Origin of the sequence: Pseudosulfitobacter sp. SM2401 (assembly GCF_042932805.1) — a bacterium.
In the GTDB taxonomy this organism is placed as follows: Bacteria; Pseudomonadota; Alphaproteobacteria; order Rhodobacterales; family Rhodobacteraceae; genus Ascidiaceihabitans.
The window spans coordinates 1,486,379-1,499,599 of the sequence record NZ_CP170633.1; the positions used below are offsets into that span (position 1 = coordinate 1,486,379).

Sequence of the window (13,221 nt, forward strand, 5' to 3'; positions counted from 1 at the left end):
GCGGGGATAAGAACATGAGCACACTTTTGATGTCTGAAGACGAAACAATGTTGCAGGACGCCGCGCGTGGTTTTCTGGATGGCGCAGCGCCAGTGTCACATTTGCGCGGCCTGCGTGATGCAGGCGAAACGCACGACGCGAAACTGTGGGCCGACATGGCCGCAATGGGCTGGACGGGCGTTTTGGTGCCTGAGGACGCAGGCGGGTCCGATATGGGCCATGCAGCGGCTGGTATATTGGCAAATGAAATGGGCAAAACGCTGGTGACCTCGCCGTTTTTGTCGACTGCCGTGATTGCCGCGACCGCCTTACGTCAGGTTGCGTCTGATCGGGCGACGGCGGCGTTGGCCCAGATCGCCGAGGGCAAGGTGATTTATGCTTTGGCCGTCGATGAGGGCCACAAGCACGCGCCAGAAAACACGCAATTACAAGCGGTTGCGGACGGTAATGGATTTAGACTAACGGGCTCAAAAGGGTTTGTTGTCGATGGGTCAAACGCAGATCGTTTGTTGGTTTTGGCGCAATCGGACACGGGGTTAACCTTGTTTGATGTGCCCGCGGATCGTGACGGGATCACCCGCGCAGCGTCGGCGATGATTGATGCGCGTGATGCGGCGTCAGTCGATTTCGCGGATGTGCAGGCCACCGGTGATGACGTGGTTGGTACGGTTGGCGATGCGATGACTGTTCTGCGTCCAGCACTAGAGGCAGGTCAGGCCGCTTTGGCCGCTGAAATGGCCGGCTTGGCAGCTGGCGCGTTTGAAATGACGGTCGGCTATCTGAAAGAACGCAAGCAATTCGGGATCGAAATCGGCCGTTTCCAAGCGTTGCAACACCGTGCCGCACATTTGTGGTGCGAAAGCGAAGTCACCGCGTCTGCTGTGCGCAACGCGGGCCGGATGTTGGATGAGGATGCTGACAATGCTACTATGGCCGTGTCTTTGGCCAAGGCGCGCGCGACGTCTACCGCAAAGCTGGCTGTGATCGAAGGCGTGCAAATGCACGGCGGGATCGGCATGACCGACGCGTTTGACATGGGCTTTTTCATGAAACGCGCCCGTGTTGCTGCCGAGTGGCTGGGCGACTACGGATACCACGCCGAGCGCGTTGCCGCTGCGCGCGGGTTTTGAAGAAAGGTTTAAGAATGACACCTAACGAATTGTTTTCATTGCATGGCAAGGTGGCGTTGGTCACCGGTGGTGCGACCGGAATTGGCCGCATGGCCGCCACTGGGTTGATGCAGGCAGGCGCCACTGTCTATATCGCATCGCGCAAGGCGGACGCGTGTATCGCTGTCGCCGCAGAGCTGAACGCGATGAGTGGACCGGGCGAGGTCATCGGTTTTGCCGGTGACGTCAGCAGCGCAGATGGCGTGGCAGCATTGACCGCTGAAATCACGTCTCGCACCGACAAATTGCACATCTTGATGAACAACGCCGGTGTCACGTGGGGCGCGCCGTTGGGGGCGTTTCCGTTTGAGGCATGGGCCAAGGTGCAAGGTGTAAACAACGCCGGTCTGTTCCATTTGACCCAGTCGTTGCTGCCGATGTTGATTGCGACCGCGACGCCGGACGATCCGGCGCGCGTGGTCAATGTGGGGTCGGTCATGGGTGATGCAGCCTTGGGTGACGGCGCGTACAGCTATGCCGCGTCAAAGGCTGCGGTGCACCAGATCACCAAGATCATGGCCAAGGAATTGGCGGGCCACCACGTCACCGTGAACGCGCTTGCGCCAGGGCCGTTCGTGTCCAAAATGACTGCATTTGCCACAGCAGATGAAGGCATGCGCGAGAAAGTTGGCCACGACGTGCCGTTGGGCCGTGTCGGCCGCGACGAGGACATCGCAGGCTGCATGCAATTCTTGTGCGGCAAGGGCGGCAGTTTTTTAACCGGTGCGATTTTACCGGTGTCGGGCGGCATTCAAGTCATGTCAGGACCCAACCTGTTTCGCGCCGCGTTGGAGGGATAGCAGATGATCCGTTTTGACGATCAGGTCGCAATTGTCACCGGTGCCGGAGTAGGCCTTGGGCGCTGTCATGCGCTGGGGTTGGCGGCACGCGGCGCGAAGGTTGTGATCAACGATTTGGGTGTCAGCACGCAGGGTACATCCACTGGATCAGATGCCGCGCAATCGGTTGTGGCAGAGATCATAGCGATGGGCGGGCAGGCGATGGCGCATGGCGCTGATGTGTCTGATGCCGACCAAGTTGCTGATATGGTTTCCAAAACAATGGAACGCTTTGGCCGGATCGACATTTTGGTCAACAACGCCGGCATCTTGCTGGACAAGACGTTTGCCAAAATGACCATGGCCGATTTTCGCAAAGTGATCGACGTGCATCTGATTGGTTCAGCCAATTGCGCCCACGCCGTCTGGCCGATTATGCGCGAACAGAAATACGGGCGCATCGTGCTGACGTCGTCGGGTTCGGGGCTTTATGGCAACTTTGGTCAGTCCAACTACGGGGCGGCCAAGGCGGCGATGATGGGCCTGATGAACGTCCTGCATATCGAGGGTGCGCGCGACGATATTCGCGTCAACACGCTTGCGCCTACCGCGGCCACACGCATGACCGAAGAATTGCTACCGCCCGAAGCGTTGGAGGTTCTGAAACCGGAAACCATCACGCCGGGGTTGCTGTATTTGGTGTCCAAAGACGCGCCCTCTAAAACCATTCTGAGTGCCGGGGCAGGGACGTTTGCCCAGACCCGCGTGTATGAAACCCAAGGCGTGTTGATCGATGGCGACATCACCCCCGAAGCGATCGCCGCACACTGGGAACAGATCACCGACCCAACCAATCAAGAAGAGATGCAAGACGCGTTCTCGCAGACCCGGAAATACGCCAAACGTGCCGCTGAGGCGCGCAACATTAATCTGGACTGGTAACGCCGGTTCGCTCGTTAAAAACAATCAAAGGAATACATCCCATGCGTGACGCAGTCATCGTTTCAACCGCCCGCACCCCAATTGGCAAAGCTTATCGTGGGGCGTTTAACGCGACCACGCCGCAAGCATTGGCAGCGCATGCCATCGAAAATGCAGTTGCACGCGCAGGTATTGACGGTTCTGAAATCAGCGACGTTGTTTTGGGGGCGGCGTTGCAGCAGGGCCATTCCGGTGGCAACATCGCCCGCCAAGCGGCCATTCGTGCAGGCCTGCCAGTGACGGTTGCGGGCATGTCACTGGATCGTCAATGCGCCTCAGGTATGATGGCGATTGCGACTGCGGCCAAGCAGGTCGTGATGGATGGCATGGACGTTGTGATTGGCGGCGGTGTCGAAAGCATTTCCATGGTGCAAACCCAAGAAATGCGTGTGGGTGCAGATGGTTGGTTGAAAAAGAACAAGCCCGAAATCTACATGACGATGCTGGAAACCGCCGAGAACGTGGCTGAGCGTTTCAACATTTCGCGCGAGCAGCAAGACGCATACGCCGCGCAATCCCAAGAGCGCACGCATCAAGCCCAAGAAGCCGGCAAGTTCGATGATGAAATCGTCGCGATGACCACCACGATGATGATCCAGAACAAAGAAACCAAGGAAATCACCAGCCACGAGGTGACTTTGGGCAAAGACGAAGGCAACCGTCCGGGCACCTCTGCCGAGAGCCTCGCAGGTCTGAAACCTGTGTTCGCAAACGGCATGAACCTGGCTGAGGGCAAATTCATCACGGCGGGCAACGCGTCGCAATTGTCTGATGGCGCCTCGGCTGCGGTGGTCATGGAGGCATCCGTAGCTGAGAAAAAAGGCCTTGAGCCTTTGGGCCGCTACGTCGGTGTGATGGCCGCAGGCTGCGAGCCGGACGAAATGGGCATCGGCCCGATCTACGCCGTGCCAAAACTGCTTGAGGCGCATGGTTTGAAAATGGACGACATCGGTCTGTGGGAATTGAACGAAGCCTTCGCGAGCCAAGTTCTGGCCTCGCGCGATCACCTCGGGATCCCTGATGAAATCCTGAACGTGAACGGCGGCGCGATATCCATCGGTCACCCCTACGGCATGTCGGGTGCGCGCATGGTTGGCCACGCGTTAATCGAAGGCAAACGCCGCGGTGCGAAATACGTGGTCTGCACCATGTGCATCGGCGGTGGCATGGGCGGCGCGGGTCTGTTCGAAGTCCTGTAAACCTTGTTTGCGAACAAAAGAGGCGGGTTCGGTGCCCGCCTCAACATTTCCTCCCTTGATAAGGTTTCATTTATGCCGCGTGACGACTCTCATTTGCCAAAGGCTTTGCAAGGGCTGCGGGTGCCCATGGTGGCCTCGCCGTTGTTCATCATTTCGGTGCCAGAACTGGTGATCGCGCAGTGCAAGGCGGGCATTGTCGGATCATTCCCGGCGCTGAATGCACGTGAAGGCGAGGGCGAACATCCTTTGCTCGACACGTGGTTGACGCAAATCAAAGAAGAGTTGGATCGCTACAATCAGGCCAACCCTGACACGCCGGCAGCACCCTATGCCGTTAACCAAATTGTGCATCGCTCAAACGCGCGGCTGGAACGGGATTTGGACATTTGCGTGAAACACGAAGTACCGATCTGGATCACCTCGCTGGGTGCGCGCGTCGACGTGAACGAGGCTGCACATTCTTGCGGCGGGATCACCTTGCATGACGTGATCAACAACCGTTTTGCCAAGAAAGCGATTGAAAAGGGGGCTGACGGTTTGGTCGCTGTCGCCGCTGGTGCCGGTGGGCACGCGGGGCAACAATCGCCGTTCGCATTGGTGCGTGAAATCCGCGAATGGTTTGACGGGCCGCTGCTGTTGTCCGGTGCGATTGCCACAGGTGAATCGCTGCTGGCCGCGCGCGCGATGGGGGCCGATTTAGGTTATACAGGCACGCCGTTTATTGCGACGGACGAAGCCAACGCACAACAAGAATACAAAGACATGATCGTTGATTCCGGTGCCGATGACATCGTCTATTCATCTTTGTTTACAGGGGTTTGGGGCAACTACCTGCGCGGCTCGGTTGAGGCTGCGGGGATGGATCCTGACAATTTGCCTGAGGCGGACAGCAAATCGATGGATTTCGGTAGCGGTTCCAGCAAACCCAAAGCGTGGAAAACAATCTGGGGCTCTGGCCAAGGCATTGGCGCTGTAAAATCCGTCGGACCCGCAGCAAAAATCGTCGAACGCATGGGGGCTGAATACAAGGCTGCCGGGGCCAAATTGGCTGCGGAATTTAGCTGATGGCAGAGCTGATCGTTGTGCGTCACGGGCAGGCGGCTTTTGGGCAGGCAAATTATGACCAACTGTCTGACGTGGGGCATCAACAGGCCAAACTGGCGGGGCAAGCACTGGCCGAAATGGGCTGGGTGCCGGACCGGATTATCACCGGTACGCTAGAACGACAGCGCGACACGATGACCTCGATGGGGTTCGATCAAACCCGCGAAGAACACAGCGGTTTTAACGAATATGACTTTCACGACCTGCTGCACGCGCGCTTTGATGGGGCTGTGCCTGATCTGGTTTTGGGCGATCGTAAAACCCATTTTCGAACGTTGCGCGAAACGGTTTTGGAATGGCAGGACGGCGGTTTAGCAAAGGCCGCGGAATCGTGGGTTGATTTTGAAAACCGAACTGCTGCTGCGCTAAAATTCGCGATCGAAACCGACGCGCGCCGCGTTTTGGTTGTGTCGTCTGGCGGGGTGATCGGGCAGTTGGTTGCCTCGACCGTGTCGGCACCGGCGCGGATGATGATGGAGCTGAACCTGCAAGTGAAAAATGCGTCCATCACCAAATTTATCTTTTCCAAGAACCGCGTTTTTCTGCAAGGGTTCAACGCAACACCGCATTTGGATGCCACAGACACCGCGCATCTGATGACCTACAGCTGATCGGAGCCAGCCATGAGCGATACACAAACACTCGATCTGGATGTTGTAGGGGCATATTTGTCTGAAAATTTGCCTGGATTTGAAGGCCCGATTGAGCTGACAAAGTTCCAAACCGGCCAATCAAATCCGACGTTTTTACTGGCAACGCCCAGCCACAATTACGTGCTGCGCCGCAAACCACCGGGGCAATTGTTGAAATCTGCCCATGCGGTGGATCGTGAATTTCGCGTGCAAAAGGCGCTGTTCGACACCGATGTGCCGGTGTCTCAGATGCATCTTTTGTGCGAAGACGCGAGCGTTATTGGTTCTGATTTCTACATCATGGATCACGTTGATGGTCGCAATTTCAACGAGCCGACCTTGGATGATCTTACCAAGGCAGATCGCGGGGCGGTAACGGCTGACATGAACCGGGTTTTGGCCGCGCTGCATGACGTCGATATCGACGCGGTTGGCCTGTCTGACTATGGCCCGCCCGGCAACTACTATGAACGCCAAATCGGGCGTTGGACCAAGCAATACCGCGCCGCAGAAACCGTTGACGTGCCTGCGATGAACAAGCTGATCGATGCGATGGCCGCGAATGTTCCGGCCGAAGACGGGCAGCGTACGCTGGTGCATGGTGACTACCGCATCGACAATATGATGTTTGAGCGTGAAGGTACAAATTGCCTCGCCGTTCTGGATTGGGAACTGTCGACCATCGGGCACCCTTATGCGGATCTGGCCGCCGTTATCATGCAATGGCAAATGCCGGCAGGTGGCGAAGGTCGTGGGATGGGCGGCGTTGATCGTGCAGCCATGGGCCTGCCGTCTGATCAGGATTTTGTGGCCGAATATTGCCAACGTCGCGGCATCAAAGGCATTGATAACTTTGGATTCTATGTGGCGTTCTGCTTTTTCCGTATGACCGGAATTATCCAAGGCGTGCTTAAACGCGCACTGGATGGCAACGCGTCAAACCCGGAACGCGCGATCCAGATGGGGCAGTATGTTCCGGTGTTTGCGAACCACGGGCTCAAGGCGCTGGAGCATGGTTAACTCATGAACGATATCGACCTCACAGGCGCTGCGGCGGATGATGAAAAAGATCGTAACTTCATCACGGCGCTGGCGCGTGGGCTGGATTTGTTGCGCTGTTTCAAAATGGGTGAGGTCGCTCTGACCAATCAGGATTTTGCGCAACGCACCGGGTTGCCGAAACCAACAGTGTCGCGGCTAACACATACGCTTTGTGTGCTGGAATATTTGATTTTGGATGCGCGCACCGGAACGTATCATCTGGGGCCGGGGGTTTTGAAGCTTGGCTTTGGCGTGTTGGCAGGCATGGACATGGGGGACCGGGCACGGGATGTGATGCGCGCGCTTAGTCGTGGTCCGAACACCTATATCACCGTGGCTTTGGGCGAGCGGCATCAATCGGACGTGGTTTATGTCGGTGTTGAACGTTCGTTGGAAAACGTGTCGCTGTCTCTGTCAGTCGGGGCCCGCTTGCCGGTGTTTCATTCGGCGATTGGGCGTGCGATTTTGGTTGGCATGCGCGAAGACGACCGCGACGCAATTTTTGCGGATGCTGCACGCGACGACAAAGACGGCGACACCACACGACGTCGCGAATTTGCAACCGCATTGGCGGAATACGAAAGCGTCGGCTATTGCTCTAGTTGGGGGGAATGGCGCGCGGATGTGAACGGCATCGCAGTGCCTGTGCAATCCCTCGGCGGCAGTCGCGTGTTTGGATTAAACGTTGGCGGCCCGTCATTTCACGTCAAGAAAAAGCAACTGGTCGGCACATATGCCAAGCTGTTGATTGACGCGGCCCAAAGCATTTCAGCGCGGTCCTAGGCGTCTTAAATCCGGTGGTCTTGCAGAACACTTTTGCAGTGAGAGGAATCGCTTGATCAAACGAAACGCAATTTCGCTACGCGGATTAGGAAGACGTCGCGTCGCTGAAAATGCCCTTGCGTCACTTTTTTCCATTTTTAAAGGTCGATGTAATCATTTGCGGCGCGGGAATGGTTTGCGTACGCTTGGTGACACTGGCGGTTATCAGTTGCATTCACGAGGTATGCGTTAATTTTTGAATTTTATATTTAACAATTTCAATCACCTGATGATCATACTTAATGTCAATACCTGCAAAAATGCTCTGAGGTACTCGTTATGAGTGCTGGCAACAAGTGCCTAAAAAGTGATCGTTTCGCCTTGATAACAGGCGATGTTGATCGCGACCCTTATGCTTGACTTATATCCCATCTGTGCGAGCCTGCTCAACATACCGACACCACTGCAAATGTACTTTGAGACATGTCGGAAAGATGTTCTAGGGAGGAACAAATATGCGTAAATCCATGAAGCTCGGCTTGGGCGCTGTACTGGCACTGACTGTCAGCTCTGCCGCTGTCACCGCCGACACAATCAAAGTTGCCTTTATCGATCCACTGTCTGGCCCGTTTGCCAGCACCGGCACCAACGGTCTGCACCAATTTGAATTCGCGGCCGACTACATGATCAACCAAAACGGTGGCGTCCTTGAGGGCGACATGTTCGAAGTTGTTGGTTTCGACAACAAGATCAGCCCGAAAGAGTCGCTGATCCAGCTGCAAGTCGCAATTGACCAAGGCATCCGTTTCATCGCGCAAGGCAACTCTTCTGGTGTTGCGAACGCGATCACCGAAGCGGTCAACAAGCACAACAAACGCAACCCTGACGACCGCGTTCTGTTCTTGAACTACGCAGCGGTTGATCCAGCCCTGACAAACGACAAGTGCAACTTCTGGCACTTCCGCTTTGACGCCAACGCCGACATCAAAATGGACGCGCTGACAGACGTTATGGCAGCGGACGAGAGCATCAAAAAAGTCTACGTTATCGGTCAGGACTATTCCTTTGGTAAGGCTGTTGCGGCGGCTGCGGTTGCAAACCTGACGGCCAAACGCCCTGACATCGAAATCGTCGGCAACGAATTGCACCCGATCGGCAAAGTAAAAGACTTTACCCCGTATTCACGCAAAATCGTTGCCTCCGGCGCGGACGCTGTGATCACTGGCAACTGGGGCTCCGACATGTTGGGTCTTGGCAAATCCGTGATTGAAAACGGCTATACTGGCCCGATTTACACGTATTATGCGGCTGGCTCCGGTATCACCGGTGCATTTGGCGAAACCGGCAAAGGCGTGATCCGTCTGGTTGGCGAAGGTCAAATCAACCCGCCAGTGTCTGACGCGGCAAGCGACTACTACAACGCGTTCAAGGTGAAATTCCCGGACGGCAACGTTGACCAGCCGCGCATTTCCAACGTGATCGGTATGTTGGCACAAGCCATCAATGCAGCCGGCACCGCGGATGATGTTGTTGCAATCGCAACGGCACTTGAGGGCATGGAATACGACGGCATCTTCGGCTCCAAGATCTTTATGCGTCCGAACGATCACCAAGCGATCCAGGATGTTCACATCTCGGCGCACACAAACGAAGGTGTGACATTCACGTATGACGGATCTGACTACGGCACAGTCACTGAAACAACAGTTTCAATGGCCGCCATGGACAGCACGTCAACCTGCGACATGCAGCGCCCATAAGGGATCGCTCATACGCGCCTGTCCCGCTGATGCGGGGCGGGCGTTTCTAACTTTACCACCGAAACATCGCCAAAAATCTTGGGGGACAGATGGAACTCGTACTCGTCAATCTAATCGACGGGCTGGTGACTGGACTGCTGTTGTTTATGCTTTCCGCCGGCCTGACGCTGATTTTCTCCATGATGGGCGTTTTGAACTTCGCTCATGCCAGCTTTTACATGCTTGGGGCGTATTTCGCCTTTCAGATCAGCCTTGCGCTGGGGTTCTGGATGGGGCTGCTGATCGCGCCGATCATTGTTGGTGTCCTTGGGGCAGGGGTTGAGCGATACGGGCTACGCCGTGTGCATCAATACGGTCACGTGCCCGAGCTGATCTTTACCTTTGGCCTCGCGCTGCTGATCGAAGAACTGGTGCAGTTCCTCTGGGGTAAGAACCAGATGGCCTACAATATTCCGGATGTGCTGAATTTCACAGCCTTCGCAATCGCGGGCAATTCCATTCCTGCATACAAGATTTTCATGATCTTCATCTCGGTCGCGATCTTTATCGGGCTGTTGTATGTGCTGACGCGCACCCGTGTCGGCATGATCATCCAAGCTGCGTTGAACTATCCCAAAACGGTTGAGGCCTTGGGCCACAATGTACCACTGATTTTCATGGGCGTCTTTGGGGTTGGCACAGCGCTGGCCGGTGTCGCCGGAGTGATCGCGGGGCCAGTGCTGGGCACGTTCCCGGGCATGGCATTTGTGCTGGGATCTATTGTGTTTGTGACAATCGTGATCGGTGGCCTTGGATCACTTTGGGGCGCCTTGGTCGCGTCACTGCTGATTGGCTGGATCACGACATTTGCCAAATCCTACAACCTGGCCATGTCCGACGTTCTGAACGCGATCGGCATTGCCACACCGGAAAACCTTGCCGATAATGTTTTCAGAGACCTCTGGACCGTCACAAGCCCGCAAATCGCGGATATTTTGCCCTACATCCTGATGGTCCTGATCCTGATTTTCCGCCCTTACGGCCTATTGGGGAACCGTGACGCATGAGCGATACAGCTAAAACAACCGCTTCACCGCTGCGCGCAGGGGCAATGTCCCTGACGCTGGGCCCTTGGATCGTGGCCGCCTTGCTGCTGCTGGTCTTGCCGTTCATTTTTGACAACAATTCGTCGATCACGATCATGAACCAAATGTGGATCACCGTGATTTTTGCCTTGGCATACAACATGTTGCTGGGCCAAGGCGGGATGCTATCCTTTGGGCACGCGGTCTACATGGGCATGGGCGGGTTCTTGTGCATGCACGTGATGAACTACGTCGAAGACTTTGGCATCGCGCTGCCGCTACCCGTTCTGCCGCTGTTTGGTGGTTTGTTCGGGATGGGTTTTGCCATGCTGATCGGTGCCATTTCGACCAGTGGGGCAGGCACGCGGTTTGCCATGATTTCGCTTGGCATTGGCGAACTGGTCGCGGCCTGTTCGGTTATCATCGTTGCGTTTTTCGGCGGCGAAGAAGGCATCTCGGGCGATCGCACCTACGGCCTGCCATTCTTCGGCATCGAGTTCCTGAAACAGATCGAAGTCTACTATCTGATTTCATTCTGGCTGATGTTGTCGGCCGCCCTGATGTACCTGTTCTCGCGCACGCCCGTCGGTCGCATGGCAAACGCTGTGCGTGACAATCCAGAGCGCGCGCAGTTCTTGGGTTATTCATCTCGTTGGGTCCGGTTCTACAGCTTTATGGCATCCGGTTTCTTCTGCGGGATTGCGGGTGGCCTGTTCGCCATTAACTACGAAATCCTGACCGAAGAAAACCTGAACACCTCGTCATCCGGCATCATCCTTTTGGTAACCTTTTTGGGCGGCGTCGGCTTCTTTTTCGGGCCGATCATCGGGGCAATCGCCTTCACGCTTTTGCAGACAGTTCTGTCGCTCGAAACCGAGCTTTGGGCGTTCTACGCCGGGGCGTTGTTCCTTGCCACAGTGATGTATTTCCCCGGCGGTTTAGCGGGGTTGATCATGATGCACGTGCCCGCCTTCAAGTTCGGAAACGCAGGAAAACTTGTGATGCCCTACGTCAAAACCTTGATCCCGGGGCTGATTACGGTGCTTGGCATCGCGGCCTTGGTCGAGATGATCTTTCACTATCGCCACGCGTCTGTGGGCGATGATGAAATGACGATCTTTTGGACGACGTTTGACAGCCACGCGGTAGTGCCTTGGGTCATCGTGACCGTCATCACAGCCATCGCATTCTACATCACAAAAACCACAGCCCCGGACCTGAAAGAAGCATGGGGCGATGCCAACACACCACCAACGACAGGAGGTGACGCATGAGCGCTGCACTTGAACTCAGCGGGCTGACCAAAAGTTTTGGCAAAGCCGAGATTATCCGCGGCGTTGACCTGTCGATCGGCAAAGGTGAACGGCATGCCATCATCGGGCCAAACGGGGCGGGGAAATCGACGCTGTTCAACTTGATCACAGGTCGTTTTGCGCAAACTGCTGGTACGATTTCGCTGCATGGTCACAATCTGGCGGGGCTTGAGCCGTATCAGATTAACCGCATGGGGCTGTCGCGCTCGTTCCAGATCACCAATATTTTCCCTGCGATGACTGTTTTTGAAAACGTGCGGTGTTCGCTGTTGTGGTCGATGGGGTACAAATATTCGTTCTGGAATTTGGTGTCGCGGTCCAAAGCGTTGACCGAAGGTGCTGAGCAGATCCTAGAGCAAATTAACCTTACGGCACGGCGCAATCTGCCGGCTGGTGTGCTGTCGTACGCCGAACAGCGTGCGCTGGAAATCGGGATCACCATCGCCGGTGGTGCCGACGTCATCATGTTGGACGAACCGACCGCTGGCATGAGCCATTCCGAAACAGATTACATCGTTGAGCTGATCCGCAAAGTCACCGAAAACAAAACCCTGATCATGGTCGAACACGACATGGGCGTGGTGTTTGGACTGGCTGATTACATCTCAGTTTTGGTCTACGGCGAAATCATCGCAACGGGACGCCCCGAAGAGGTGCGCGGCAACGCTAAGGTCCAAGAAGCCTACCTGGGCGAAGCATTGGAGGATGAACACTGATGCTAGAAGTCACTGATCTACATGCCTATTACGGCAAATCCCACATCCTTCAGGGTGTAAATCTGAACGTGCAAGAGGGCGAAATCGTAGCGCTGCTGGGCCGCAATGGCGTGGGCCGTTCGACCACCTGCAAGGCGATCATGGGCGAAGTGCCACCACAAGGGTCGGTCAAGTTTCGTGGTCAGGAAATCGCTGGTAAAAAGGCCTTTGAGATTGCCAATCTGGGGCTTGGATATGTTCCTGAGAACCGCGATATCTTTCCCGGTTTGACCACGCGCCAAAATCTGATTTTAGGAATGAAGCCCGGTCAAAAGGCGGGCACGGGGCGTTGGACGATGGAAAACATGTTCGACATGTTCTCGAATCTGAAGGAACGCGCGGACGTCGAAGCATCCGTGATGTCCGGCGGCGAGCAACAGATGTTAACCATGTGCCGCACGTTGATGGGTGACCCTGAATTGGTCATGATCGATGAACCGACAGAAGGGCTATCGCCGCAAATGGTGAAACGCGTCGCTGATGTTTTGCAGGAAATCGCAAAGCGCGGTGTTGCCACGTTACTGGTCGAACAAAAGCTATCGATCGCTATGGATATCGCGGATCGCGTTTATGTCATGGGCCACGGGCAGGTGCAGTTCGAGGGCACACCGGACGAGCTGCGCGGACGTGACGATGTGCGCAAAGAGTGGCTCGAAGTATAG

13 protein-coding genes are annotated in these 13,221 nt (G+C 55.8%); all 13 read left to right on the forward strand.

The window, feature by feature from the left end; all coding sequences use genetic code 11:
- Positions 1-14: 14 nt before the first annotated feature.
- The 13 genes from ACFIO0_RS07350 to ACFIO0_RS07410 all read left to right on the forward strand — a co-directional run bounded on the left by ACFIO0_RS07350 (position 15) and on the right by ACFIO0_RS07410 (position 13,221).
- Positions 15-1,130, forward strand: a complete 1,116-nt coding sequence (locus ACFIO0_RS07350) for an acyl-CoA dehydrogenase family protein (protein WP_390914702.1) — start codon at positions 15-17, stop codon at positions 1,128-1,130.
- Between the two features lie 14 nt (positions 1,131-1,144).
- On the forward strand, positions 1,145-1,969 hold the full coding sequence (locus ACFIO0_RS07355; protein WP_390914703.1) for an SDR family NAD(P)-dependent oxidoreductase: 825 nt from the start codon (positions 1,145-1,147) through the stop codon (positions 1,967-1,969).
- A gap of 3 nt (positions 1,970-1,972) precedes the next feature.
- The gene (locus ACFIO0_RS07360; RefSeq protein WP_390914704.1) at positions 1,973-2,890 is read left to right on the forward strand and encodes an SDR family NAD(P)-dependent oxidoreductase; all 918 of its coding nucleotides are present in this window, start codon (positions 1,973-1,975) and stop codon (positions 2,888-2,890) included.
- 41 nt (positions 2,891-2,931) lie between these two features.
- Positions 2,932-4,128, forward strand: a complete 1,197-nt coding sequence (locus ACFIO0_RS07365) for an acetyl-CoA C-acyltransferase (protein WP_390914705.1) — start codon at positions 2,932-2,934, stop codon at positions 4,126-4,128.
- 72 nt (positions 4,129-4,200) lie between these two features.
- A complete protein-coding gene (locus ACFIO0_RS07370; RefSeq protein WP_390914706.1) occupies positions 4,201-5,193 on the forward strand; it encodes a nitronate monooxygenase in 993 nt (330 codons plus the stop codon).
- Positions 5,193-5,843, forward strand: coding sequence for a histidine phosphatase family protein (locus ACFIO0_RS07375; protein WP_390914707.1), 651 nt, complete (start codon positions 5,193-5,195; stop codon positions 5,841-5,843). Before ACFIO0_RS07370 ends, ACFIO0_RS07375 begins: the two co-directional genes overlap by 1 nt.
- 12 nt (positions 5,844-5,855) lie before the next feature.
- Positions 5,856-6,884: a phosphotransferase gene (locus tag ACFIO0_RS07380; protein ID WP_390914708.1), complete on the forward strand. Its 1,029-nt coding sequence runs from the start codon at positions 5,856-5,858 to the stop codon at positions 6,882-6,884.
- A 3-nt stretch (positions 6,885-6,887) separates the two neighbouring features.
- A complete protein-coding gene (locus ACFIO0_RS07385) occupies positions 6,888-7,688 on the forward strand; it encodes an IclR family transcriptional regulator C-terminal domain-containing protein (RefSeq protein WP_390914709.1) in 801 nt (266 codons plus the stop codon).
- Between the two features lie 494 nt (positions 7,689-8,182).
- Positions 8,183-9,427 carry an ABC transporter substrate-binding protein gene (locus ACFIO0_RS07390; protein ID WP_390914710.1) on the forward strand — a complete coding sequence of 415 codons (1,245 nt, stop codon included), beginning with the start codon at positions 8,183-8,185 and terminating at the stop codon, positions 9,425-9,427.
- An 89-nt stretch (positions 9,428-9,516) separates the two neighbouring features.
- Entirely contained in the window at positions 9,517-10,473 is a 957-nt protein-coding gene (locus ACFIO0_RS07395; protein ID WP_390914711.1) for a branched-chain amino acid ABC transporter permease, read from the forward strand.
- Positions 10,470-11,765 (forward strand): branched-chain amino acid ABC transporter permease, encoded by a 1,296-nt coding sequence (locus tag ACFIO0_RS07400; RefSeq protein ID WP_390914712.1) that lies wholly within the window; start codon positions 10,470-10,472, stop codon positions 11,763-11,765. Before ACFIO0_RS07395 ends, ACFIO0_RS07400 begins: the two co-directional genes overlap by 4 nt.
- Positions 11,762-12,520 (forward strand): ATP-binding cassette domain-containing protein, encoded by a 759-nt coding sequence (locus ACFIO0_RS07405; RefSeq protein ID WP_390914713.1) that lies wholly within the window; start codon positions 11,762-11,764, stop codon positions 12,518-12,520. Before ACFIO0_RS07400 ends, ACFIO0_RS07405 begins: the two co-directional genes overlap by 4 nt.
- The gene (locus ACFIO0_RS07410; protein WP_390915299.1) at positions 12,517-13,221 is read left to right on the forward strand and encodes an ATP-binding cassette domain-containing protein; all 705 of its coding nucleotides are present in this window, start codon (positions 12,517-12,519) and stop codon (positions 13,219-13,221) included. Before ACFIO0_RS07405 ends, ACFIO0_RS07410 begins: the two co-directional genes overlap by 4 nt.

Coding starts and splice junctions, on each gene's coding strand:
- ACFIO0_RS07380 (WP_390914708.1), top strand. CDS start 5,856: ATGAGCGATACACAAACACTCGATCTGGATGTTGTAGGGGCATATTTG.
- ACFIO0_RS07400 (WP_390914712.1), top strand. CDS start 10,470: ATGAGCGATACAGCTAAAACAACCGCTTCACCGCTGCGCGCAGGGGCA.
- ACFIO0_RS07390 (WP_390914710.1), top strand. CDS start 8,183: ATGCGTAAATCCATGAAGCTCGGCTTGGGCGCTGTACTGGCACTGACT.
- ACFIO0_RS07365 (WP_390914705.1), top strand. CDS start 2,932: ATGCGTGACGCAGTCATCGTTTCAACCGCCCGCACCCCAATTGGCAAA.
- ACFIO0_RS07360 (WP_390914704.1), top strand. CDS start 1,973: ATGATCCGTTTTGACGATCAGGTCGCAATTGTCACCGGTGCCGGAGTA.
- ACFIO0_RS07405 (WP_390914713.1), top strand. CDS start 11,762: ATGAGCGCTGCACTTGAACTCAGCGGGCTGACCAAAAGTTTTGGCAAA.
- ACFIO0_RS07385 (WP_390914709.1), top strand. CDS start 6,888: ATGAACGATATCGACCTCACAGGCGCTGCGGCGGATGATGAAAAAGAT.
- ACFIO0_RS07375 (WP_390914707.1), top strand. CDS start 5,193: ATGGCAGAGCTGATCGTTGTGCGTCACGGGCAGGCGGCTTTTGGGCAG.
- ACFIO0_RS07355 (WP_390914703.1), top strand. CDS start 1,145: ATGACACCTAACGAATTGTTTTCATTGCATGGCAAGGTGGCGTTGGTC.
- ACFIO0_RS07370 (WP_390914706.1), top strand. CDS start 4,201: ATGCCGCGTGACGACTCTCATTTGCCAAAGGCTTTGCAAGGGCTGCGG.
- ACFIO0_RS07395 (WP_390914711.1), top strand. CDS start 9,517: ATGGAACTCGTACTCGTCAATCTAATCGACGGGCTGGTGACTGGACTG.
- ACFIO0_RS07350 (WP_390914702.1), top strand. CDS start 15: ATGAGCACACTTTTGATGTCTGAAGACGAAACAATGTTGCAGGACGCC.